Below are 23,829 nucleotides of genomic sequence, written 5' to 3'. Positions count from 1 at the left end.
GCCTGTCGTCAGGCGGGGTCGAAGACGTCCTCGTGTGCGTCGTCGAGGATGAATCCGTTGTCGAAGCGCACCCGGACGGTCACTCGGAGGGGCTCCGCACGGTAGGCGGCCCACGCGGGCTCCAGACCGGCGACCTTCTCCTCCAGCTGCTTCTTGCTCTCCGCCGGCATGCCCGCGCCGTAGGCGTCGAGGAGCGACTTGAGCCTCTCGTACTCGCGGGACTCCTCGGTCTGCCGGTCGTGCTCGACCACCCGCACGACGGTGCCCTCGGTACCCGCCGCCAGGGACAGCGAACCGGCGACGGCCCCCGCCGCACCCGAAGGGTCCTCCGTCATCGCGACCCAGTCGGTCAGCCGGGTGTCGGCCGCCAGCCGCACCCGCCGGCCTTCGTTCAGCGTCATCGCTTCGTCAACTCTCCGCTCGGTACGTGCCGTGCCATTATCCGTCCCGGTCTTCACGGAGCTGCCGGCCGGCAGGGCATTGTACGAATGATCTTGGGCGGGCAGCATGGTCCGTCGACGGGGCACCGCGGCCGACGGAGGCGCGCGGCGACCGGACGGGGAAGGAACACACCGATGATCCGGCTGACGGAGAGCCCCATGACCTGGGTGGCGACCGGGGACAGCATCACCCAGGCCGCGCTGCACACCCACGGAGCCCGCGGCTGGGTCGAGCACGTGCACGAGCGGGTCCGGTGGCAGCTGAACCGGCCCACCGACATCGTGGTCAACACCGGAGTCTCCGGATGGGGCGCGACGGACGTCCTCGCGCTCCACGACCACCTCATCGGCCGGTTCGAACCGGACGTGCTGTCCGTGTCCCTCGGCACCAACGACTGCATCGCCGGCGAGGAGGGACTCCCCGGCTTCCACGAGGCGATGCGGAGGATCATCGCGGGAGCGGCTCCGCGGACCCAGGTCGTCCTGCACACACCGGTGCTGGTCGCCCTGGCGGGCCGGGAGCGGCGCGCGTCACTCCCCGCGTACTGCCGGGCCGTACGGGAGATCGCGAAGGACACCGGCGCACTGCTCGTCGACCACGAGGCCCACTGGCTGGAGCACCACGGCACGTCGGACCCGATCTCCTGGCTCGACGACGCCGCCCACCCCAACGCGGTCGGCCACCTGCACATGGCGAACCACACCCTGCGCACGCTGGGACTGGGGGAACTGAACCCGCTCTAAGTAGTCCCTTCCGGAGGGGCGGCGATGCGGTAGCCCACGCCGGGGGTCGTCGTGATGATCTGCGGACCGCCCAGTTTGCGGCGCAGGCGGCCCACGGTGACCGCGACCGTATTGGTGAACGGGTCGGCGTTCTCGTCCCACACCTGTTCGAGCAGGTCCTCGGCGCTCAGGAAGCCCGGACTGGCCCGGAGCAGCGCCTCCAGGACGGCGAACTCCTTGACGGAGAGTTCGAGGCGGGTCCCGTCCCGCAGGGCGGTGCGGTGCACCGGGTCGAGTTCGATTCCGGCGGCGCGCAGGGTGCGGGGCCGGGCCGCGGGCCTGCGGCGGGCCAGGGAGCGGATGCGCAGGATCAGTTCCGGAAAGTGGAAGGGTTTGGCGAGGTAGTCGTCGGCGCCGAGCGTGAGGCCGCTGACCCGGTCGCCGGGCGCTCCGGCCGCGGTCAGCATCAGCACCATCGCGCGGTCGTCCCGCTCCGTGATCATCCGGCAGAGCGTGTCGCCGTGGATGCCGGGCAGGTCCCGGTCGAGGACCACCACGTCGTACGCGTTGACGTCGAGCTTGGCGGCGGCGGCCAGCCCGTCGTGCGCGAGGTCGACGGCCATTCCCTGGTCGCGCAGTCCTTCGGCGACGACCTCCGCGAGCGAGCGCGCGTCCTCGACGACCAGGATCCTCACGGCGTCCCCCCGATCAGGGCGTCCGAGCCGTCCGAGCCGTTGGGGGCGTCCGCCGCCGGCACCGCGGCCGGCATCGCGGCCGGCATCGCGGCCGTCACCTTCAGTCCGCCTTCCGGCCGGACGCGGAGGTCGAGGCGGCCGCCGTGCGCGGAGACGATGGCGGCGACGATCGACAGCCCCAGTCCGGAACTCTCCTGCGAGCCGGTCCGGTCGGTGCCGAGCCGCTCGAACGGCTGCGTCAGCCGGTCCACCTGCTCCTGATCGAGGACGCTCCCGCCGGTTTCGACGACGAGGCGGGCCCAGGGGGCGTCGTCCTCGGTGGTGATCCGGATCCAGCCGCCCCCCTGGTTGTGCACGATCGCGTTGTCGATCAGGTTCTGCACCAGCCGGGACAGCAGCGCCGGGCTGCCCCGTGTCCACGCCCGGGGCGTCAGCCCGTGCTCGACGGTCAGGTTCTTCTCCGCGACGGCGGCGGCCCTGGCGGCCAGCGCCTCTCCCGCCAGCTCGGCGAGCGATACGGGAACCCGGTCGGGCAGGACCCCGTGCTGGGCCCGGGCGAGCACGAGGAAGCCTTCCAACAGGCGGTCCACCCGGTCGAGTTCGGTACGCACCCGGCCGGCGAGCGCGACGGTCTGCGCCGCGGGCTGCGGTTTGGCGACGGCCACGTCGAGTGAAGCCCGGATCGTCGTCAGCGGGGTGCGCAGTTCGTGCGAGGCGTTGGCCACGAAGCGCCGTTGCGCGGCGAAGGAGGCCTCCAGGCGCGCCAGGAGGCCGTCCACCGTGTCCGCGAGCTCCTTGACCTCGTCGTCGGGCCCGGCCACGGCGAGCCGCTGGTCCAGGGTGTCGGCGGAGATCCGCCGCGTGGCCGCGGTGATCAGGCGCAGCGGGCGCAGGACGTGCCCGGCGAGCATCCGGCCGAGCAGGAGCGAGACGGCGGCCATGACGACGATGGCGATCAGGGAGCCGAACAGGAGCTGCCTGGACTGCTGGGCGTGGACGTCCGCGAGCTGTCGTTCGAGGTCGAGGACGTGCTGCGCGACGCCCGTGGCCGACCCGCCCGGGGGCGGCTGTCCGGGGGCGGTCACGGTCAAGTCCGAGCGGGAGAACAGGTAGATCAGGGCGATCAGCCCGATCCCGGACAGCAGGAACACCGTGGCGTAGAGAATCGTGAACCGCCGTCCGACGGTCCTGCTCCGCAGTCTGGCCATGGCTTCTCTCCCCGTCCCGTCCGATGGCGTCCAGCATGCCCCGCGGCACCTAACAGCGTCATGACAGCGACGGTTCGGACCCCGTTACGGGCGGCTGCGTAGAACCGAAGCATGCTCACACACAACGAACTCCTCCGGCAGGAGTGGACCCGCTTCCTGCGTCCGGCCCGGCTGATCTCCCTGGTCACGGCGGCCCTGATGGTCCTCGCCCTCGGCCTGCTCTACGCCTTCGGCAACCACGCCTCCTGCGCCGGCACCTGCCCGGCCGACCCCACGGGTCCGGACGGCACCGCGGTCAGCGACCAGTTCGCCTTCATGCACCGGGATCTGGGGCGCGAGGGCAGCATCACGGTCCGGATGACGTCCATGACGGGCACCATCACCTATCCGCCGCCCCACCACGACCAGATCGTCCCGGGCCTGGTGCCGTGGGCGAAGGCCGGGATCATCATCAAGGACGGGGTCCGCCAGGGTTCCTCGTACGCGGCCCTGATGGTCACGGGCGAGCACGGCGTGCGGATGCAGTACGACTACGACGAGGACATCGCCGGGAGCTCCGTCAACGGCGGCTCCGTCTCGCGGCAGGCGCCGGTGTGGCTGCGGCTGACCCGGGCGGGCGACAGCATCACGGGCTACGAGTCCTCCGACGGCGAGCGGTGGGTGAAGGTGGCCGCGGTGAAGGTCGATGGGCTGCCCGACACCGCGCAGGTCGGCATGTTCGCCACCTCCCCCGGCGACCTGACGCTGCGTCCGGTCGGCCTCGGCGGGGTCACGGAACAGGTGCGCTTCACCCAGGCCTCCGGTTCCTTCGACCACGTCGGCCTGGAGGGCGCTGCCGCGGGCGGTGACTGGCGCCCCGGGACGGTCAGCGAGATGAACACCACCGACTGGGAGAAGTACCACCAGGCGTCCGGGGCGGTGGAGAAGGACGGCACGATCACCGTCACCGGCGTCGGTGACATCGGGCCCGTGGCCACCACGGGCGGCCGCCCCGTGGAGGGGATGCTGACCGGCCTGAGCCTCGCCCTGCTCATCGTGCTCGTGGTGGCGGTGCGGTTCGCCGACGGCGGATCGGGCAGCCGGGAGGCGGGCGGCGGCGCGCCGCTCACCCGTGCGGTGTTCGGGGCGAGGGCCGTCGTCGTGGGAGCCGTGACCTTCGTGACCGGGCTGCTCTCCGTGGGCATCGTGGTTCCGGTCGGCATCGCGGTCCTGAAGTCCAACGGGGTTCCCGTCGTGGGGCTGTCCGCACTCACCGGAGCGCGGGTGGTCCTCGGCGTCTCCGCGGTGCTCGCCCTCACGGCCGTGCTCGCCCTGGCCCTCGGCGCGGTGTTCCGGCGCCGCCGGCTCGCGGTGCTCGTCGCCGTCTCGGCGGTCGTGGTCCCGTACGCCGTGAGCACCGTCCCCCTGCTGAGCGACGGACTCGCGCAGTGGCTGCTCCGGGTGACTCCGGCGGCCGGTTTCGCCGTCCAGCAGACGCTGGTGGAGTATCGGCAGGTCACCGCCCACTACGCACCGTCCGCCGGGTACTTCCCGCTGCCCTGGTGGGCCGGGGTCGCGGTGCTGTGCGCGTACGCGGCGGCCGCGCTGGCCGTGGCCCTGCGCCGCCTGCCGCGGAGCGGCGAGCGGGCCGACGCCCCGGCCGGGGCACCCGTGGGTGAGCCGGCGTAGGGCCTGTCGAGGTGGGTGACGGTGGCGGCGCGGGAGCGATGGGCTCCCGCGCCGCCGTCGTGCGTACCGCCCGTCGCGGCCGCCCGGCCGCTCGGCCGCTCGGCCGCCCCTGCCGCTGCCTAGCGGCGGACGTTCCAGTCGACGGTGGAACGCAGCGTGCGGGCGATCTCCGGGTCGCGGACCGAGGGGGTCCGGTCCTCGGCCGTGACCGACAGGGTGTGGGTGCGCAGGTCGGGGAGCCGCAGCTCCGCGACCGTCACGTCGGTCCGGCCCGCCAGTCGCTTGACCTCCCGGCCGTCGAGGTACCAGCGCACCGCGAGCTGGCGGCCGTCACTGCCGGTGAGCCGGGGTACGGCCGCCTTCGCGGTGTGCCGGGTCCGCAGGGTGCGGTCCGTCGGGGTGAGCGGGGTGACGGTCCGGGCGTGCTGGTAGAAGCCGCCGATCATCGCCTCGACGCCGGGCAGATTGAAGGGTTTGCCCAGGACCCGCATCAGCGAGTTGTCGGTGGGGCGGTGGAGCCCGGTGACGAAGTACCCGCCGCCCTCGTAGGCGCCGACGGTGCCGCCGTCGGGGGAGGTCTCGCCCAGCCAGCGGTGCCACTTGGCCCGCCGGGCGGCCATCTGGTCGGCGGACAGCTTGGAGGAGTTGGACTCGGCGGGCTCGGGACCGGTGTATTTCTCGTAGTCCGGGACACCGGGGTAGAAGTACTCGTCGGCGAGCTTGCCGAGCGAGTGGCCCGTCTCGTGGATGGCGACCTGCCCGGACTTGGCGTTGTCCGCCGAGGCGGTGGAGATGCCCTCGTAGCCGAGGGTGGCGCTGGGCTCGTTGTAGCCGGCGCCGCCGTACTTGGCGCTGTTGGCCAGGACGATGACCAGGTCGGCCTCGGGCGCCCTGGCCACGTAGGAGTCCACCTTGGGCTGGTCTATGCACAGGAGCCGCTCGATCTCCTCGCACCAGAAGTACGCGCCGAGGGCCGTGTCGCGGACGGCCGCCCGGTCGGGGTCGCCGGTGACGCCCGACTCCCGGGAGACGGCGTCGACCGTCCAGACGTTGAAGAGGTTGCGGTACGTGGCGTACGGCTCCACGGCCGTCACCTCGGCCCATTTCGCCTCGGCGTCGGTGTGGAACTTCGCCAGCTCGGCCGCCGTGTAGCCGTCGCCGATGACGACCACGTCCAGCCGGTCGGCGGTGGGGCCGTTGTCGACGAGCTTGACCACCTCGCCGTCCGCCGTCCGCTCCGCTTCGGAGAGCCGGGCGCCGGTCCCGGCCGGACGGTCCGCCCGTGCGGGCACCCGGGCGTGGCCCGAACCGGCGTCGTCTCCGCGCTCCGGACCCGGAACCTCCACCACCAGCCGGGGCGCGACCGGGGCATCGGCCGCGCGGACGGGTCCGGCGGCCAGCAGCGCGGCGGTCGCGCAGGCCGCCGCGACGGCTGCCCGCAGGACCGCCCGGGTGGCGGCCGGGCGTCTGACGTGGTGCATGAAGTCCTCCTGTGACGAGGGGAGTTAAGCAAAGATGTAAGTGCAGTGAATCGGTTGCTTAAATTAGGCGGCGCACGACGGGTGCGCAATGCCCTGCCGCCCCTGAATACTGGGCAGTTCGAGCAACCAGGGGGATCCCATGGACGAACCGGCCGAGATCGGCCGCAGGGTTCAGCGCATGCGCACCGAACTCGGCCTGACCCAACGCAAGTTGGCGGAGCCCGCCTATACCCCGGCTTATGTCTCCACACTGGAGTCGGGCAAGGTGCGCCCTTCGGAGGCCGCACTGCGCTTCCTGGCCGGGCGGCTGGGCACCTCCTACGAGGAGCTGGCCACCGGACGCCCCGCCGGGCTGGCAACCGAGCTGCGCCTGGCCCTCACCGACGCGCAGCAGCTCCTGGCCTCCGGCGCCGCGGGCGAGGCCGCCGTCCACTACCGGCGGCTGCTCGCCGAAGCGGAGGACCTCGGGCTCACCGACGAGCGGGTCGGGGCACTGCTCGGGCTCGGCGACTGCGCCCTGGAGACGGGTGAACTCCCCGCCGCCATCGGTCACTTCGAGGCGGCCGAACGACTCCTGGCCGACGAGCCGCTCCCCCGCCGCGCCCGCCCGATCCGCGGCCGCGCCGTGGCACACCTGCTCGCCGGGGAACTGCGCTACGCCTGCTACCTGCTCGAATCCACCATCGACGAGCTGGGGGCGAGCGGGCTGGCCGACCCGGAGGCGCTGGTCCTGCTCTACGCCGCCGTCATCGGGCCGTACATCGACATGGGCGCCCACGCCCGCGCCGCCCACGCCGCCGAACTCGCCCTGGCGCTGGCCCCCCGGGTCACCGACCCGGCCCTGGTGGCGGGCATGCACCGGCAGGTCGCGCGGACCTTCCTGACGGAGGGACGCGTGGCCGACGCCGACGCCTCCCTGGCCAAGGCCCAGGCGATCTACGGACAGCTACAGCTGCGGACCGATCTGGCGCACTGCCACTGGATGCGCGGCTACGTACACGCCCAGAACGGGGACCTTCCCTCCGCCGAGCGGGAATTGCGCACGGCCCGGGACATGCTCTCGGCCGGGCGGGCGGCCCTGTACACGGCGCAGGTGGAGGTCGAACTGGCCGACGTACTGCGCCGGCTCGGCCGGCACGAGGAAGCCGCCGGGCTGCTCTCGGCGCTGCTGGCCCTCGGCGACAGCCACGGCGCGGTCCACGCGGGCGGGGCGCACCGGCTCCTCGGCCTCATGGCGGAGGAGCGGGGCGCGCACGAGTCCGCCGAGGAGCACTACGTGCAGGCCCTGGCGCTGCTGGAGCGCAGCGGGGCGACGGGCGACCTCGCGGACCTGTGCCGGCTCCTGGGCGATCTGCTGCGCCGGGCCGGCCGCACCGAGGCGGCGCTGGACGCCTACCGCACGGGTCTGGGCCACCGCGCGGCCCCGGGCACGACCACCCTGGGCCCGGCACCCGCGGCGCCGGCGCTCCCGCACCATCCGCCTCACCCACACCATCCGGCGGCGCGGTAGCGGGCTAGAGGTCGATCCAGTAGCGCCGCTTGGGGCCGATCAGGGTCTCGCGGACGTCCTCCAGCACGCCGCCGTTGCCCTCGATCGTGCGGATCGAGGGCTGGTTCCCGGGGTCACAGGTGAGCAGCACCCGGTCGATCCCCAGCAGCCGGGCCTCGTGCTTGACCTCGCCCAGGGCCCAGGTGGCCAGTCCCCGGCGGCGGGCCGAGGGGCGCACGCTGTAGCCGATGTGGCCTCCCGCGTCGAGCAGGAATCCGTTCAGGTAGTGCCGCAGGTCGATGGCGCCGAGGTAATCGTCCCCCTCGGCGATCCACCAGTAGGTGGCGTGGACGCGTCCGGGTTCGAGCGGCACCGTGCGGTCCCCGTACGTCCGCAGCCGCTCCGTCCAGGCGGCGAAACCCTCCGGGCTGTCCACGTCGTCGTCGGAGCCGAGCCCGGCGCCGTCCATGTGGGCGTCGGGCCCCCATTCCTCCTGCGCGGCGAGCCAGGAGGCGTACAGACGGGGGGTGGGCGTGATCAGCTCGGGCATGACCGGACGATAACAGTCCGCGGAATCCGCCCCGGCGGGGGCGGTTGCGCACGGGCCGGCCGCAGCTTCCTCCCCTTTTAACCCATGGGCATCGTTTATATTTGGGTCATGCCCGAAATGCCCCGCGATGTGGAGGCCCAGCGCGTCCACCACGCCCTGGCCGTACCCTCGCGGCGCCGTCTGATGGCCCTGCTGCGGGAGGCGGACGGCCTGCTCGGCGTGGATGACTTGGCCGCCGCCACGGGGCTTTCGGTCGCCACCGTCCGCCACCATCTGGCCGCCTTGGACGAAGCGGGCCTGGTCGCGGCCACCGCCTCGGCCGGGCCGGGCCGGGGCCGTCCCCGGCTGCGGTACGCGGCCACCCGGCCCGATCCGGAGGAGGAACCGGCGGACACTCCCTACCGGGAGCTCGCCCAGGCCCTGGCCGAGGCGGTCGGAGGCGGCCCCGGCGCCTCCCGCGAGGCCGGCCTCGGCTGGGGGCGGCGGCTGTCCGGGAGCGGGCCCGCGGCGGAGCGGGTGTTCGCCGCGGCCGCCCGGATGGGCTTCGCACCCCGGGACGGAGCGGGACCCGACCCCGGGACCCGTCGGGTACTGCTGCATGAGTGCCCGTACCGGGAGCTGGCCCGGGCCCGGCCCGAGGTCGTGTGCGCCGTCCATCAAGGCGTCCTGGACGGCCTGCTGGAATCCAGCGGCACCACGGTGAGGCTGCTGCCCTTCATCGGCCCGGACCTGTGCGCGGCGGACCTGCGCCCGGCCTGACCCGCATCGCCGGCGGTACGGGGCCCTGGCCGGCCACAGGCCCCACCGCGGGGTTCGGGCTCATGCCCCAGGCGCGGGGTTCAGACGCCGGCGCGGTTGCGGCGGCGGTACTCGTCCGTCGGGACGCCGCCCACGCCCCAGTCCTCCAGGGCGACTTCCTCGATGAGGACGAAGGTGGTGGCCGGGTCCTTGTCGAGGACCTTGACCAGCAGGTCGGTGACTCCTGCGATGATCTCGGCCTTCTGCGACGCGGTGGCGCCTTCGCGGGTGATCTTGACGTTGACGTACGGCACGGGGGTTCCTCTTCTCTTGGCGGTGACGGTCGGGCGCGGGGGCCCGGTCGGCTCGGGTGAAGGTTGGGCGCGGGGCCCGGTCGGCTCTGGTGAAGGTTGGGGCAGGGACGGGGACGGGGACAGGGGCGTCAGATGCGACGGCCGGTGACGTGGCCGCCGTCCACCCGCAGGGCGTGGCCGGTCACGAACCCGGCGCCCGCGAGGTAGAGCACGGCGTCGGAGATCTCGGCGACCTCGCCGACCCGGTCCTGCAGGGCGAGACCGCCATAGGAGTCCACGTCCGCGGCCTCGTGCAGGGGGGTGCGGATGATGCCCGGAGCGACCAGGTTGACGCTGATCCCGTCGGCGGCGAGCTCCGCCGCGAGGCTCGTCGTCAGCGCGTGCACACCGGCCTTGCTGACCACGGGCGCGGTGGCCGGGAAGCCCGCCAGCGCGTGGTCCACCAGCACGGTGCCGATGTTGACGATGCTGCCGCCCTGGCCCTGGGCGCGCAGGGCCCGTACGACGGCCTGCGTGGTGAGGTAGGTGCCCTTGAGGTTCCCCGTCAGGTAGCCGTCGAGCTCGTCCTCCGTCACGTCGGTGAAGGGCTTGGGCTCGAAGGTTCCGGCGTTGTTGACGAGGACGTCGATCCGCCCGAAGCGCTCCAGCGCCGTGCGGACGAGCGCCTCGCCGGTCTCCCGGGCGGCGATGCTGCCCGCGACGCAGGCGGTGCGCTCCGGATGCCCGAGGAGGGCCGCGGCCTTGGCGAGACGGTCGGGGTCGCGGCCGTTGAGGACCACGTTCGCGCCGGCCGCCAGGAAGGCACGGGCGATGTCGAGGCCCATCCCGCTGGAAGAGCCGGTGACGAGGGCCGTGGTGGTGCGGGTGACGCTCATGGAAGGTGTCCCTTTCGTGGGCGGCGGCCGGGAGTTCCGGTGGCCGACACCAGAAACCTAGGAGCCCTCGATCCATAACACCACGACGGAATATGGAGCATGTGATAATCCAGCGTTATGGATGTGGACCTGCGCGACCTGGAACTCCTCGAGGCCACGGCCGAGGCCGGCTCGCTGACCGCCGCCGCCGAACTCCTCTACGTCAGCCAGCCGGCACTGAGCCAGCGGCTCACCCGGCTGGAGGCGCGCCTCGGCATGCCGCTCTTCGACCGCAAGGGCCGCCGCCTGATCCCGAACGCCGCCGGCCGCCGGCTCCTGGTCGCCGCCCGCCACGTCCTCGGCGAGCTGGAATCGGCCTCGCGCGACCTGCGGGAGCTGCGCGACGGGCGGGACCGGCGCGTGCGGTTCGCCGCGCAGTGCAGCACCACCTTCCCGTGGCTGCCGCCGGTCCTGCGCGCCTTCCGGGCGCGCGAACCGGACATCGAGGTCCGGATCGAGACCGTCGCCGACGACGCCCCGATCCCGGCCCTGCTCGCCGACCTGGTCGACGTGGCCCTGGTGACCAAGCCGGACTTGCAGATGGACCGGGTGTCCCTGACCCGGCTGTTCGAGGACGAGATGGTGGCGGTGGTGCCCGCCGGGCACCCGTGGGCGTCCCGCACGCACGTGACCGCCCGCGACTTCGACGGCAAGGACCTGGTCCTCTACGACTTCTACGACCAGAAGCGCATCCCGTCGATGCCGCTGCCGATCCCCGCCGGGGCGCGGCCCGCCCGCATCACCACGATGCCGGTGGTGACCGACCTGGTGATCGAGATGGTGGCGGGCGGCCAGGGCCTGGCCGTCCTGCCCAACTGGGTGGCTTCCCCCTACGCGGCCTCGCACGATCTGGCCCTGGTCCGCATGGGTGCGAAGCCGTTGACCCGCACGTGGTTCGTCGCCACCCGGACCGGCGCCCGCCCGCCCCACCTGGAGGCGTTCGTCGAGGAACTCGTCGGCCGCCTCGAAGCTCCACGCGTGGACTGAGGGGGATCGGCCGGCCCGGGCGCCGGATCGGCATGGGGAGGGGTCTCCTCTCGACTGGGGGATGAAGGCGTACAGGAAGGATGGGCACAAGCCCTGAACCAGTGGGAGCGCTCCCACTGTGCAGACGGGACTCAGCGCCGTCAAGGTCCGTGAAGAGTCGAAGCCCCTCCCCCATGAATTTCCTCAACTCCTCTGTTGCTTGACGCCAGTTGCCGCTACGGTCTGGCCCCAACCAGTGGGAGCGAATCCGTCAGTCGGCGCGCCGTCACCAGCGCGCCCTCGCTGCAAGGACTCGCTCATGCGACACCCCCCACGCACGTCCGCGCTGCTCACGACGGCAGCGCTCGCGATGGTGAGCTGTGCGCTCGCCGTCACGGGTACGGCCGCAGGAGCCGCGGCCTCGCCCTCGTGCACGGTGACGTACTCGGTCGTCGGCCAATGGGCCGGCGGATTCCAGGGTGCGGTCACCGTCACCAACAACAGCGCCGCGCTGAACGGCTGGAGCCTCGGCTTCGGCTTCCCGGCCGGTCAGGCCATCGGTCAGGGCTGGGGCGCCAAGTGGTCCCAGACCGGGCCGGCCGTCACCGCCGTGAACGAGAGCTGGAACGCCGCGCTCGGCACCGGCGCGAGCGTGACGACCGGCTTCATCGCCTCCTGGTCGGACGCCAACACGGCGCCCAGTGCGTTCACGCTCAACGGAGCCGCCTGCACCCCCGGCTCCGGGCCCGGACCCACCCCGAATCCCACCCCGACGCCCACGCCCACTCCAACACCCACGGGCCCGACACCCACACCCACACCCACACCTACGCCCACCCAACCGGCCTCCGGTGCTCCCGAGTTGAGCGTCACCGGCAACCGCCTCACCGATCGGAACGGTGCCACCCGACGTCTCCTCGGCGTCAACCGCTCCGGGGGCGAGTTCATGTGCGTCCAGGGCCACGGCATCTTCGACGGCCCCGTCGACGACGCCTCGGTGCGCGCCATCGCCGACTGGAAGGCCAACACCGTCCGCATCCCCCTCAACGAGGAGTGCTGGCTCGGCCTCGACAGCATCAAGCCCGAGTACCGCGGCGCGCACTACGCCGACGCCGTCAAGGGGCTGGTCGACCGGGTCCTCGCGCACGGCATGACCCCGGTCGTCGAACTGCACTGGACGTACGGCCAGTACACGGGCAATTCCTCGGGGTGCGCCGACGTCCACGCCTCCTGCCAGAAGCCGATGCCGGACGCCCGGTACAGCCCGGCGTTCTGGACCTCGGTGGCGAACACCTTCAAGAACGACCGGCGGGTCGTCTTCGACCTGTTCAACGAGCCCTATCCGGACCGGGCCACCCCCACCGCCGCCCAGGCATGGACCTGCTGGCGCGACGGCGGCACGTGTCCGGGCATCGGCTACGAGGTCGCCGGCATGCAGGACCTGGTGGACGCCGTCCGCGCGACCGGCGCCCGCAATCTCGTACTCGTCCCCGGCATCGCCTACTCCAACGACCTGAGCCAGTGGCTCAGCCACTCCCCCACCGATCCGACGGGCAATCTGGCCGCGGCCTGGCACGTCTACAACTTCAACTCCTGTGCCAGCGAAGCATGTTGGGACTCCACTCTCGCCCCGGTCGCCGCCCGGGTCCCCCTCGTGGCGGGCGAGATCGGGGAGAACACCTGCGCGCACGCGTTCATCGACCGCGTCATGAAGTGGTTCGACGACCGCTCCCTCTCGTACCTCGGCTGGACCTGGAACACCTGGAACTGCAACTCCGGTCCGGCCCTGATCACCGCGTACGACGGAACCCCCACCGCATTCGGCACCGGGCTGCGCGACCACCTGCGCGCCCTGAACTGAAAGGCATTCCACCAAAATGAGCCGCACAGCACTCGGCACGACTCCCCGCACCACGTCCCGTACGACCAGGCGCACCGCCCTGTTGGCGGCCCTCGGTCTCGTCACCGCCGCCGGCGCCACCGCCACCGTGTTCGGCACCTCCGCCGGCGCCGCCACCGCGGGCTGCAAGGTCGAGTACCAGATCACGAACCAGTGGAACACCGGGTTCGGCGCGAACGTGATCGTCACCAACACCGGTGACCCGGTCGCCTCCTGGACCCTGGAGTGGTCCTACGCGAACGGCCAGCAGGTCACCCAGGGCTGGAACGCCGCGATCAGCCAGTCCGGGGCGGCCGTGACCGCCAAGAGCCTCTCGTACAACGGGAATCTGGCCACGGGCGGTTCGACCTCCTTCGGCTTCAACGGCGCGCACGGCGGCACCAACTCCGTGCCCGCGACGTTCAAGCTCAACGGAGTCACCTGCAACGGCGCGACCGACCCGACCCAGCCGCCGACCACTCCCCCGACGACACCGCCCACCACCCCGCCCACGACACCGCCGACCACCCCGCCGCCGTCGGGCGGCAAGGCCGACAACCCGTACGCCGGTGCCAAGGTGTACGTGAACCCCGAGTGGTCCGCCAAGGCCGCCGCCGAGCCGGGCGGCACCAAGGTGTCGAACCAGCCCACCGGCGTCTGGCTGGACCGCACCGCCGCCATCGCGGGTACCAGCCGCTCGATGGGTCTGCGCGCCCACCTGGACGCGGCGCTGGCACAGAAGGGCAGCGGCGAGCTCGTCGTCCAGCTGGTGATCTACAACCTGCCCGGACGGGACTGCGCCGCGCTCGCCTCCAACGGCGAGCTGGGACCGACCGAGATCGACAAGTACAAGACCACCTACATCGACCCGATCGCGGCCATCCTCGCCGACGCCAAGTACGCGGGGCTGCGGATCGTCACCACCGTCGAGATCGACTCGCTGCCGAACCTGGTGACCAACGTGACCGGGCGCCCGACGGCCACGGCCAACTGCGACGTGATGAAGGCCAACGGCAACTACGTCAAGGGCGTCGGCTACGCACTGAACAAGCTGGGCTCGATCGCCAACGTCTACAACTACGTGGACGCGGGCCACCACGGCTGGCTCGGCTGGGACGACAACTTCGGCTCCTCCGCGGACATGTTCAAGCAGGCGGCGACCGCCGAGGGCTCCACGCTCTCCAAGGTCCACGGCTTCATCGTGAACACGGCCAACTACAGCGCCCTGAAGGAGGATCACTTCAAGATCGAGGACTCCGTCAACGGCACCTCCGTACGCCAGTCGAAGTGGGTCGACTGGAACCGGTACACGGACGAGCTCTCGTACGCCCAGGCCATGCGGACCAAGCTGGTCTCCCTCGGCTTCGACGCGAACCTCGGCATGCTGATCGACACCTCCCGCAACGGCTGGGGCGGTACGGCGCGACCGACCGGACCCGGTGCGCTGACGAGCGTGGACACCTACGTCAACGGCGGTCGCTACGACCGGCGCATCCACCTCGGCAACTGGTGCAACCAGTCGGGCGCCGGCCTCGGCGAGCGGCCGCAGGCCGCCCCGGCGGCGGGCATCGACGCCTACGTGTGGATCAAGCCGCCGGGCGAGTCGGACGGGGCGAGCAAGGAGATCCCGAACAACGAGGGCAAGGGCTTCGACCGGATGTGCGACCCGACGTACACGGGCAACGCGCGCAACGGCAACAGCATGTCGGGGTCCCTCCCGGACGCGCCGCTGTCGGGCCAATGGTTCTCGGCACAGTTCCAGGAGCTCGTGAAGAACGCCCACCCGGCGCTGTGACGCACCGCCGGTGAACCGACCGGCCCGCCCACCCCGCCCCGCTCATGGGCCGGAGCCGTACGGAGACCAGCGGTTTCCGTACGGCTCCGGCCGCGGCACGCTCAGGAGGATCGGCCTCGGAGGGGGATCGGCGTCGGAGGGGGAACCGGCCTCTAAGGATCCGGCCTCAGGAAGAGTCCCGCACGACCAGTTCCGTCGGCAGGACCCTGCGCGGCTCCTCGCCCTTCCCCTCCGGCGACACGGAGCCGGCCCCGGCCCCTTCCGCGATCTTCTGGAGCAGCAGCCGGGTCATCGTGCGGCCCATCTCCTCGATCGGCTGGCGCACGCTCGTCAGGGGCGGATCCATCAGGCGGGCCACCGCGGAGTCGTCGACCCCCACCAGGGCCACGTCCTCGGGGATCCGCCGTCCGGCCTCGCGGAGCACCCCGCGCGCGCCGGCCGCCATCACATCGGAGGCGGCGAAGACCGCGTCCAGGCCGGGGGCGCGCTCCAGGAGCTCGCGCATCGCCAGCCGGCCGCCCTCCTCGGTGAAGTCGGCGGTCGCCACCAGCGACTCGTCGGGCAGGATCCCGGCCTCGGCGAGCCCCGCGCGGTAGCCGCCCAGGCGCGCGCGGGCCACGTACATGTCCAGCGGCCCGCTGATGGTCGCGATCCGGCTCCGGCCCCGCCCGACCAGGTGGGCGACGGCCGCCCGTCCCGCGCCGATGTTGTCGGAGTCCACGTAGGCGACGGGTTCGGCCTCGGAGCGCCGCCCGTTCATGACGACGGGCAGGCCCAGCTTGGCGATCCGGTCCGGCAGCGGGTCGTCGCCGTGGACGGAGGCCAGCAGGACGCCGTCGACCCGCTGGGCGGCCAGGTAGTCCTCGAACCGGCGGCGCTCGGCCTCGGTCCGGACCAAAGTGAGCAGCAACTGTTTGTCGGCTTCGGCCAGTTCGGCGCTGACCCCGCGGATCAGGTCGAGGAAGTACGGCTCCGAGAACAGCCTGGCCTCGGTCTCCGGGATGACGAGGGCGACCGCGTCGGTCCGGCTCCCGGCCAGGGCCCTGGCCGCCTGATTGGGTACGTACCCCAGCTCGGCCACGGCGCGGGCGACGGCGTCCTTGGCCTGCTCGCTCACCCGCGGCGAGCCGTTGATCACCCGGGAGACCGTGCCCCGGCCGACTCCGGCCAGGGCCGCGACCTCTTCCAGGGTGGGTCTGCCGTTCTGCCGTCCGCTCACGATGCTCGAACTCCCCTCGTGCGCCCTCGCGCGCCGGGCCGGTGCGTGCCGGGCCGGAGCGCGGCTGATCAGGTAAGAAGCGGATCCCCGCCCCCATCTCACGCGGAACACGTTACGCCGATCCGGCGCACGGGAAGCTCAAATGGGAGCGCTCCCACATTACTCATGATCCCACCGCGCCGCCACGTCCGCATGCGGAACCCGGCAAGGGTGCACGGGGAAGCGGGGATCGGGGCGCACCAAACGCCACCACGTCACGAATTCGCGTTCACGTCTTGACACCCGCACCCGCCAAGCAGCAACCTTCCGGCAACGACGTGGGAGCGCTCCCACTCCGGGATGCGAGAACGACCTTCACATCAGGTCCGGGCCGGGCCCTCGCCGAGCCGCGAACAGCCCACCGGACCCCCTGGCGCACAACGAGCACCACCTTGGACGAGGAGAGTGGAATGCGCACTTCCAGCAGCAGACACGGACGCGGGCGTGGACGCCGCACCGCACTCAACGCGGTGACCGCACTCGCCGTCGTGGCGACCGGCACGGCCCTGCTCACCGGCTGCGGCAGCGACGGCGACGGCGGCAAGGGCGGCGGCGCGGCCGGCGACGAGCAGATCACGCTGCGGATCGGAACCTTCGGCTCCTTCGGCTACGACAACGCCACCGGGGCCAAGCTCTACGCCGAGTACGAGAAGGCCCACCCGAACATCAAGATCGAAGAGTCGAACGTCGCCGACGGGCAGAAGTACTGGGACACGCTCAAGCTGCGCCTCTCCCGCGACAGCGGCCTCGCGGACATCCAGGCCCTGGAGGTGGGCTACATCGCCGAGGCGACCGGTTCCGCCATGGCGGACAAGTGGACCGACCTCGGCACGACGGGCGGCGCGGACCTCGGCGCGTTCCTCGACTGGAAGGTCAAGCAGGCCACCACGGCCGACGGCAAGGTCATCGGACTCGGCACGGACATCGGCCCGATGGCCATCTGCTACAACAAGGACCTCTTCGCCCAGGCCAAGCTCCCGACCGAACGCACCGAGGTCGCGGGGCTCTGGGCGGGCGACTGGGACAAGTTCATCCAGACCGGCGAGACGTACAAGAAGAGCGCCCCGGCCGGGACCTCCTTCCACGACTCCGCCAGCGGACTGTTCAACGCGGTGATCTCCAGCCAGCCCGTGCAGTACGCCGACGCCAAGGGCGAGCTGGACTACGAGAACAGCCCGGGCGTGAAGAAGGCGTGGGACACCGCCGTGGCGGCGGCGAAGGGCGAACTGACGGGCAAACTGCGCCAGTTCGACGAGAAGGGCAGCTGGAACGCGGCCTTCAAGAACGCGAAGTTCGCCACCGTCGCCTGCCCCAGCTGGATGACGGGCATCATCAAGGACCAGGCGGGCCCGGAGAACCAGGGGAAGTGGGACATCGCCGCGCCGCCCGTGGCCGGCAACTGGGGCGGCTCCTTCCTCGCCGTGCCGAAGTCGGGCAAGCACGTCAAGGAGGCGGCCGAGCTCGCCGCCTGGCTCACGGCACCGGCGCAGCACGCCAAGGTCTTCGGCGTGAACGGCAACATCCCCTCCACCAAGGACACGCTCACCTCGGCGGCCGTCCAGGACGCCAAGCTGCCGTACTTCGGCGAGACCCCGGTCGGCAAGATCTACTCGGAGGCCGCGGCCGGCATCACGCCCGCCCCGATCAGCCGCTGGGACGGCCAGGTGAAGACCTTCCTCACGGACAACGGCATCCTCGACATCGAGCAGCGCGGCACCGACCCGGCGAAGGCCTGGGAGAACGTCAGGAAGCTGGTCGAGGACAAGATCGATCAGTAGCGGGAGGCCGCGCGCGGCCCGTCGCCGCCCGCGCGCGGCGGGCCGCCGCCGCCCGCACCCCCCGTGCGCACCCGCCCGTGCGCACGGTCCCTTCCTGAGGCACCCCTCCCGTACGCATCTCCGTACGCACCGACCCGGAAGGACGCCCCCGTGGCCACCTCCGTACGGGCGACGAGTGGCGGCTCCCCGCCGCCCACCGGCCTGCGCAGCACGCTCTACCGCCTGGACCTGAAGGCGGTCCCCTACGTCTTCGTCGCCCCCTTCTTCCTCACCTTCGCGGCCTTCGGGCTCTTCCCCCTGATCTACACGGGCTGGCTCTCGCTCCACCGCGTCGAACTCGGCGGCAGCGCGCAGTGGAAGGGGCTGGAGAACTACGGTTCCCTGGCGACCAGCGAGTTCTTCTGGAACGCGCTCGGCAACACCTTCACCATCGGCGTGATCTCCACCGTTCCCCAGCTGCTGATGGCCCTCGGCCTCGCGCACCTGCTCAACTACCGGCTCCGCGCCCGGGGTTTCTTCCGCGTCGCGGTCCTCGCCCCGTACGCCACCTCGATCGCGGCGGCGACGCTCGTCTTCGCCCAGCTCTTCAACACCGACTACGGCCTGATCAACACGGTGCTCGGCTGGGTGGGCTTCGATCCGGTCGCCTGGGAGTCCTCGAAGTGGCCCGCGCAGATCGCGATCTCGGCGATCGTGACCTGGCGCTGGACGGGCTACAACGCCCTCATCTACCTGGCGGCGATGCAGGCCGTACCGCAGGACCTCTACGAGGCCGCCGCGCTGGACGGGGCTTCGCGCCTGCGGCAGTTCCTCAGCGTCACCATCCCCTCCATCCGGCCGACGATCCTCTTCACGGTCATCGTCTCCACCATCGGCGCCACCCAGCTCTTCGGAGAGCCGATGCTCTTCGGGGGCAGCGTCGGCATCAGCGGGGGCAGCGGAAACCAGTTCCAGACGCTGAGCCTGCTCATGTACGAGAAGGGCTGGGTGACCGGCGCGCTGGGCCAGGCCTCCGCCATCGCGTGGGTCATGCTGCTGCTCCTCCTGCTCATCGGCGGCGTCCAGACGCTGATCACCCGCTCGCACCACAAGCGCAAGAAGCCGGGGAGCTGAGCTCATGGCCCGCACTCTCGATACGCCCGCATCCGCGTCCACGTCCGCGCGTACGCCGGTGGCCGCGGCCGCGCCCACCACGGCGGCGCCGCGCCGCAGGCTGCTGCGCCAGTCGGCGGGCCGTCAGCACCATGCGGGACCGCTGACGTACGTCCTCCTCGGCCTGGCGGCCCTCGTCTCCCTCTTCCCGCTGTACTGGAACCTCGTGGCCGCCTCCCACACGGGCGAGCGCGTGGTCGAGGCCCCGGCCCCGCTGCTGCCCGGCCCCCGGCTCTTCGACAACCTCGCCTTCGCCTGGAACCAGGTCGACATGGGCGAGGCGCTGGTCAACACGACCGTCGTGGCCGGGCTCGTGGCCCTGTCCACCGTCCTGTTCTCCACCCTGGCCGGCTTCGCCTTCGCCAAACTGCCCTTCAAGGGACGGGGTGCCCTGCTGGGTCTGGTGGTGGCGACCATGACGATCCCGCCGCAGCTCAGCGTGATCCCGCTCTACCAGATCATCACGGATCTCGGCTGGGTCGATCAGCTCCAGTCGGTCGTCCTGCCCTCGCTGGTCGCCGCCTTCGGCGTGTTCTTCATGCGCCAGTACCTCATCGAGGCACTGCCGGTGGAGCTGGTGGAGGCGGCCAGGATGGACGGCGCGCACAGCCTGCGCATCATCTGGCACGTGGTGTTCCCGGTGGCCCGGCCCGCGATGGCGGTCCTCGGCATGCTCGTCTTCGTCCAGGCCTGGAACGACTTCTTCTGGCCGTTCATCGCGCTGACCCCGGACGGGAACCCGACCCTCCAGGTCGCCCTGGCCGGACTCGGCGCGGGAGACCACACGGTCGACCAGGCCGTGGTGCTGACCGGCGCGCTCATCTCCACGCTGCCGCTGCTGCTGGTCTTCGCCGTGCTCGGCAAGCACATCGTGGGCGGCATCACCGCCGGCGCCGTCAAGAACTGACCTCATCCGAACCAGCGTTGGGAGCCCTCCCCTATGACCGCGTCCGAGACCCGGCCGCTCACCGCCACCCGCACCTTCCCACCCGGCTTCCTGTGGGGCACGGCCACCGCCGCCTACCAGATCGAGGGCGCCGCCCGTGAGGACGGCCGGACCCCGTCCATCTGGGACACCTTCTCGCACACCCCGGGCAAGGTCTTCGAAGGCCATACCGGAGACGTGGCCGTGGACCACTACCACCGCTTCCCCGAGGACGTCCGGCTGATGTCCGAACTGGGCCTGGGCGCCTACCGGTTCTCCGTCTCCTGGTCGCGCGTCCAGCCGACCGGCCGGGGGCCGGCCGTACAGAAGGGCCTCGATTTCTACCGCAGGCTGGTGGACGAGCTGCTCGCCGCCGGTGTCACCCCCGCCCTCACCCTCTACCACTGGGACCTCCCCCAGGAGCTGGAGGACGCGGGCGGCTGGCCCGAGCGCGCGACGGCCGAGCGCTTCGCCGAGTACGCGGGCCTCGTCGCCGACGCCCTCGGAGACCGGGTGAAGCACTGGATCACCCTCAACGAGCCCTGGTGCAGCGCGTTCCTCGGCTACGCCTCCGGCGTGCACGCCCCGGGCCGGACCGACCCGGTCGCCGCCCTGCGCGCGGCCCACCACCTGAACCTCGGTCACGGGCTCGCCGTCCGGGCCCTGCGGGCGGCGCTGCCCCGTGACGGTCAGGTCGCGGTCTCCCTCAACCTCCACGAGGTGCGCCCCCTGACCCCGTCGGCCGCGGACCGGGAGGCGGCCCGGCGCATCGACGCCGTGGGGAACCGGATCTGGCTGGGCCCGATGCTGGAGGGCGCCTACCCCGAGGACCTGTTCGCGGACACCGCGCACCTGACCGACTGGTCCTTCGTACGGGACGGTGACACCGCGGCGGTGCACCAGCCCCTGGACCTGCTCGCCGTGAACTACTACACCCCGACGGTCGTCTCGCGGGCGGCGGAGGGCGAGGGAGTGCCGCAGGACGACGGGCACGGCAACAGCGAGCACTCGCCGTGGCCCGGCGCGGAGGGCGTGGCGTTCCACCGGGCGCCGGGCGAGCGTACGGCGATGGGCTGGCCGGTCGACGCGAGCGCCCTGTACGCACTGCTGACGCGGACCGCCGCCCGGTACCCCGGGCTGCCGCTCGTGGTCAGCGAGAACGGCGCGGCGTACGAGGACGAGGTCGGTCCGGACGGCACGGTGCACGACCCCCTCCGCACCGCCTACATCCACGCCCACCTCGACGCCGTGCACCGGGCGATCGCCGACGGGGTGGACGTGCGCGGCTATTTCCTCTGGTCGCTGCTCGACAACTTCGAGTGGTCGTACGGGTACGCCAAGCGGTTCGGTGCGGTCCACGTGGACTACGAGACCCTGGAGCGCACGCCCAAATCGAGTGCGCGCTGGTACGCCCGCGTGGCGCGGAGCGGGGAGCTGCACGCCCCGTCGTAGGGGGTGCTCGTCCCCGCCGCGGGTCCCCGGGTCAGGCCGGCGGCGCGGCGGCCGGGCCCCGTAGGGACCGGTGCACGAGGAGCCAGTAGACGGCGGCCGCCACGACGATGCCGGCGGGCAGGGAGAGGTCCAGGCCGCCCAGGGCCCGGGCGACGGGGCCCGTGTACAGGGTGTCCACGCAGAGGGCTGCTGCCGCGATGCCCGCCGTCAGGGCCAGCGCGCCCGCCCAGTTGACGCCCCCGGTGTACCAGAAGGGGCTGCCCGGGGTTTCGTCGGTGAGTGCGGGGCCGTCGTAGCGGCAGCCGCGCAGCAGGATGTCGGTGGCGTAGACGGCCGTGCTGGGACCGAGCACGACGACGGTCAGCTGGAGGAGGTTGCCGACCGTGTCGAGGAAGTCGGAGACGAGGAGCGCGTACAGGGTCACCGCGACCCCGAGCGCTCCGTCGACCAGGACTCCGACGGAGCGGCGGACGCGGACGCCGGCGGCCTGGAGGGCGAGGCCGGAGCTGTAGGCGGTCATGGCGTTGTTGGCGATCGTGCCGAGCACGATCGCCAACAGGAACACGGGTGAGAACCAGGAGGGCAGGATGACCTCCAGTCCGGCCTGCGGTTCGGCCATGTCCACGACGGTCGCGGCGAGGGCGCCGAGCGAGGTGAGCAGGACGCCGGGCAGGAATCCGCCGAGCGCGGTCCAGCCCGCGACGGCCATCGGGGAGGTGGTTCGCGGCAGGTAGCGGGAGAAGTCCGCGCTGTTGGTGTAGGAGAGCGGGCCCGAGGCGATGAGCGTGAGGCCGGCCGCGAGGGCGGCCCACAGGGCGCCGCCGGTCAGTGGTTCCGCGGGCTGGTGGCCGAGGTCGGCGCGGGTGCACACGAAGACGGCGACGACGGCGAACGTGACCGTGAGGGCGATGGCGATCGGGGGGTAGAGCTTCACCATGGTGGCGTGTCCGTAGACGCCGATGGCCAGGGTGAGGGCGGCGATGACCACCACGACGGCGACCTTGACACCGCTGTCGGTGGCGATGCCCGCCTTCTCCACGAGGACGAAGGCGGCGACCGCGGCGGCGGCCAGGTTGAGGGCGATGTAGCAGATGCAGAGCAGCCAGCCGTTGACGGCGATGTTCACCCGGTTGCCACGGATGCCGTACATCGCGCGGGCGATCACCTCGCTCGGCGTGCCCGAGGCCGGGCCCGAGACGGCGAGCAGGCCGATCGGCGCCCAGAACAGGCTGCCCAGCACGATGACCGCGATCGCCTGCCCGAGGCTCAGGCCCATGAGGACCAGCGCGCCGCCGACCACCATGCTCAGGTAGTTCACGTTCGCCGCGGCCCAGACGGGGAACAGCTCACGGGCCCGGCCGTGGCGTTCCCGGTCGGGAACGTGGTCGATGCCGTGGGCCTCGATCCGGCCGGGCCGGTCCGTATCCGTGCCCGTACTCGTGCCCGGACCGGTGCCCGGACCAGTGCCCGTGTCCCTGGATGCCATGGAGCCCTCCGTCTGCGGTCGTACCCACCTGCGATCTTCACGCACCCGGGAGGGACGGCGTACGACGACATCAGCGCACTCGGGCGCCGCAGCGGGGCAGGGCCTCGGTCCGGGGCCTGCGGAGGCCGCACGCACGGCAGTTGGCGCCGACGGGTACGGTTTCGGCATGGATGATTGCGCAACGAATTCGACATTTGACGACGCGATCCTGTCAGAACTGGTCAAGGACACCGCGCGGGTGCACCTCGTGAAGCTGGGCGGCGGAGGGCTGTCCCCGGAGTCGGTCGCGCGGGACTGCGGTCGCGCCACCGGCGAGGTGCAGGCCCTCTTCCCGCACCGGGACGACCTGCTGACCGCGCTGGTCATCGATGCCTACGACGCGTCCGGCGCCGCCATGGAGCAGGCGGACGAGGCCGCCGCCGGCGTCGGCGCACCGGCGGGTGCCCGGCTGCTCGCGGTCACGCGTGCGCTGCGGCAGTGGTCCTTCGACCACCCCGCCGAGTTCACGCTGATCTACGGATCGCCCGTACCCGGCTACCACGCCCCGCAGGACACCGTCCTGCCCGCCTCGCGCACGCCCGGCGTCCTCGCCCGCATCGTGGGCGCGGCCCTGGAGGGCGGCGAACTCACCCCGCCCCGGCGGACGGTGCCCGGGCCGCCTCTGCTGCTGCCGGCCGCGGTGGAGGCCTTCGGCGGCTTGCCCCCGGCTCCGTTCTCGGACGTCATCGAGCGCGGGATCGTGCTGTGGAGCAGCCTGATCGGCCTCCTGGTGTTCCAGGTCTTCAGTCGCACCCACGACAGCGTCCGGGACGAGGCCGCGTTCTTCGACTACGCCGTCGCCGTGGCGGCCGAAAGCATCGGGCTCGTGGTCCCCCTGGACGGGGACGCCTCCTGAGGACCGGGGGGCCTTGGCCAGGG

The 23,829-nt window shown here is 72.1% G+C and carries 21 protein-coding genes; 12 read left to right on the top strand and 9 right to left on the bottom strand.

The genetic code is table 11. From position 1 onward, the window contains the following. Positions 1–8: 8 nt before the first annotated feature. Complete coding sequence (locus AC3IX6_RS37935) at positions 9–401, bottom strand: hypothetical protein (RefSeq protein ID WP_489367851.1); 393 nt, start codon at positions 399–401, stop codon at positions 9–11. A gap of 174 nt (positions 402–575) precedes the next feature. Here AC3IX6_RS37935 and AC3IX6_RS37930 point away from each other — a divergent pair, with 174 nt between their 5' ends. Continuing rightward, positions 576–1,184: an SGNH/GDSL hydrolase family protein gene (locus tag AC3IX6_RS37930; RefSeq protein ID WP_489367850.1), complete on the top strand. Its 609-nt coding sequence runs from the start codon at positions 576–578 to the stop codon at positions 1,182–1,184. Here the strand turns inward: AC3IX6_RS37930 and AC3IX6_RS37925 are convergent. Both AC3IX6_RS37925 and AC3IX6_RS37920 read right to left on the bottom strand, forming a co-directional pair. Next, positions 1,181–1,858, bottom strand: a complete 678-nt coding sequence (locus tag AC3IX6_RS37925; RefSeq protein WP_489367849.1) for a response regulator transcription factor — start codon at positions 1,856–1,858, stop codon at positions 1,181–1,183. The two genes, AC3IX6_RS37930 and AC3IX6_RS37925, sit on opposite strands and share 4 nt — an antisense overlap. Beyond that, complete coding sequence (locus tag AC3IX6_RS37920; protein ID WP_489367848.1) at positions 1,855–3,066, bottom strand: sensor histidine kinase; 1,212 nt, start codon at positions 3,064–3,066, stop codon at positions 1,855–1,857. The genes AC3IX6_RS37925 and AC3IX6_RS37920 overlap by 4 nt, the downstream gene beginning before the upstream one ends. 111 nt (positions 3,067–3,177) lie before the next feature. Here AC3IX6_RS37920 and AC3IX6_RS37915 point away from each other — a divergent pair, with 111 nt between their 5' ends. After that, on the top strand, positions 3,178–4,734 hold the full coding sequence (locus tag AC3IX6_RS37915) for a DUF1349 domain-containing protein (RefSeq protein ID WP_489367847.1): 1,557 nt from the start codon (positions 3,178–3,180) through the stop codon (positions 4,732–4,734). A gap of 119 nt (positions 4,735–4,853) precedes the next feature. Here AC3IX6_RS37915 and AC3IX6_RS37910 read toward each other — a convergent pair whose 3' ends face one another. Further along, complete coding sequence (locus AC3IX6_RS37910; protein ID WP_489367846.1) at positions 4,854–6,215, bottom strand: M64 family metallopeptidase; 1,362 nt, start codon at positions 6,213–6,215, stop codon at positions 4,854–4,856. Between the two features lie 139 nt (positions 6,216–6,354). Here AC3IX6_RS37910 and AC3IX6_RS37905 point away from each other — a divergent pair, with 139 nt between their 5' ends. Next, the gene (locus AC3IX6_RS37905) at positions 6,355–7,725 is read left to right on the top strand and encodes a helix-turn-helix domain-containing protein (RefSeq protein ID WP_489367845.1); all 1,371 of its coding nucleotides are present in this window, start codon (positions 6,355–6,357) and stop codon (positions 7,723–7,725) included. A gap of 4 nt (positions 7,726–7,729) precedes the next feature. Here AC3IX6_RS37905 and AC3IX6_RS37900 read toward each other — a convergent pair whose 3' ends face one another. Next, positions 7,730–8,254: a GNAT family N-acetyltransferase gene (locus tag AC3IX6_RS37900; RefSeq protein WP_489367844.1), complete on the bottom strand. Its 525-nt coding sequence runs from the start codon at positions 8,252–8,254 to the stop codon at positions 7,730–7,732. A 108-nt stretch (positions 8,255–8,362) separates the two neighbouring features. Here AC3IX6_RS37900 and AC3IX6_RS37895 point away from each other — a divergent pair, with 108 nt between their 5' ends. Further along, positions 8,363–9,013, top strand: a complete 651-nt coding sequence (locus tag AC3IX6_RS37895) for a helix-turn-helix transcriptional regulator (RefSeq protein WP_489367843.1) — start codon at positions 8,363–8,365, stop codon at positions 9,011–9,013. 80 nt (positions 9,014–9,093) lie between these two features. On the opposite strand, the gene AC3IX6_RS37890 is transcribed toward AC3IX6_RS37895, so the two are convergent. Then, positions 9,094–9,306: a tautomerase family protein gene (locus tag AC3IX6_RS37890; protein ID WP_489367842.1), complete on the bottom strand. Its 213-nt coding sequence runs from the start codon at positions 9,304–9,306 to the stop codon at positions 9,094–9,096. 128 nt (positions 9,307–9,434) lie between these two features. Further along, positions 9,435–10,181 (bottom strand): SDR family NAD(P)-dependent oxidoreductase, encoded by a 747-nt coding sequence (locus AC3IX6_RS37885; protein ID WP_489367840.1) that lies wholly within the window; start codon positions 10,179–10,181, stop codon positions 9,435–9,437. 117 nt (positions 10,182–10,298) lie between these two features. Here AC3IX6_RS37885 and AC3IX6_RS37880 point away from each other — a divergent pair, with 117 nt between their 5' ends. The 3 genes from AC3IX6_RS37880 to AC3IX6_RS37870 all read left to right on the top strand — a co-directional run bounded on the left by AC3IX6_RS37880 (position 10,299) and on the right by AC3IX6_RS37870 (position 14,860). Continuing rightward, on the top strand, positions 10,299–11,207 hold the full coding sequence (locus AC3IX6_RS37880; protein WP_489367839.1) for a LysR family transcriptional regulator: 909 nt from the start codon (positions 10,299–10,301) through the stop codon (positions 11,205–11,207). Positions 11,208–11,505: 298 nt separating this feature from the next. Further along, positions 11,506–13,047, top strand: a complete 1,542-nt coding sequence (locus AC3IX6_RS37875; protein ID WP_489367838.1) for a cellulase family glycosylhydrolase — start codon at positions 11,506–11,508, stop codon at positions 13,045–13,047. 16 nt (positions 13,048–13,063) lie between these two features. Further along, positions 13,064–14,860, top strand: a complete 1,797-nt coding sequence (locus AC3IX6_RS37870; protein WP_489367837.1) for a glycoside hydrolase family 6 protein — start codon at positions 13,064–13,066, stop codon at positions 14,858–14,860. Positions 14,861–15,026: 166 nt separating this feature from the next. Here AC3IX6_RS37870 and AC3IX6_RS37865 read toward each other — a convergent pair whose 3' ends face one another. Beyond that, a complete protein-coding gene (locus AC3IX6_RS37865; RefSeq protein WP_489367836.1) occupies positions 15,027–16,079 on the bottom strand; it encodes a LacI family DNA-binding transcriptional regulator in 1,053 nt (350 codons plus the stop codon). A gap of 449 nt (positions 16,080–16,528) precedes the next feature. Between AC3IX6_RS37865 and AC3IX6_RS37860 the strand changes: the two genes are divergently transcribed. The 4 genes from AC3IX6_RS37860 to AC3IX6_RS37845 all read left to right on the top strand — a co-directional run bounded on the left by AC3IX6_RS37860 (position 16,529) and on the right by AC3IX6_RS37845 (position 21,425). Then, entirely contained in the window at positions 16,529–17,896 is a 1,368-nt protein-coding gene (locus tag AC3IX6_RS37860; protein ID WP_489367835.1) for an ABC transporter substrate-binding protein, read from the top strand. 150 nt (positions 17,897–18,046) lie between these two features. Then, a complete protein-coding gene (locus AC3IX6_RS37855) occupies positions 18,047–19,009 on the top strand; it encodes a carbohydrate ABC transporter permease (RefSeq protein WP_489367834.1) in 963 nt (320 codons plus the stop codon). 4 nt (positions 19,010–19,013) lie between these two features. Beyond that, positions 19,014–19,955 (top strand): carbohydrate ABC transporter permease, encoded by a 942-nt coding sequence (locus tag AC3IX6_RS37850; RefSeq protein WP_489367832.1) that lies wholly within the window; start codon positions 19,014–19,016, stop codon positions 19,953–19,955. A gap of 33 nt (positions 19,956–19,988) precedes the next feature. Further along, entirely contained in the window at positions 19,989–21,425 is a 1,437-nt protein-coding gene (locus AC3IX6_RS37845; RefSeq protein WP_489367831.1) for a GH1 family beta-glucosidase, read from the top strand. A gap of 31 nt (positions 21,426–21,456) precedes the next feature. Here the strand turns inward: AC3IX6_RS37845 and AC3IX6_RS37840 are convergent, their stop codons facing one another. Continuing rightward, positions 21,457–22,911 (bottom strand): purine-cytosine permease family protein, encoded by a 1,455-nt coding sequence (locus AC3IX6_RS37840; RefSeq protein WP_489367830.1) that lies wholly within the window; start codon positions 22,909–22,911, stop codon positions 21,457–21,459. A 166-nt stretch (positions 22,912–23,077) separates the two neighbouring features. On the opposite strand from AC3IX6_RS37840, the gene AC3IX6_RS37835 reads away from it, so the two are divergent. Continuing rightward, a complete protein-coding gene (locus AC3IX6_RS37835; protein ID WP_489367828.1) occupies positions 23,078–23,806 on the top strand; it encodes a TetR-like C-terminal domain-containing protein in 729 nt (242 codons plus the stop codon). Positions 23,807–23,829: the final 23 nt, after the last annotated feature.

This window comes from Streptomyces sp. GL_141, assembly GCF_057834385.1.
The sequence above is the reverse complement of the archived record's forward strand: the minus strand, read 5'-3'. Positions and strand labels throughout refer to the sequence as shown.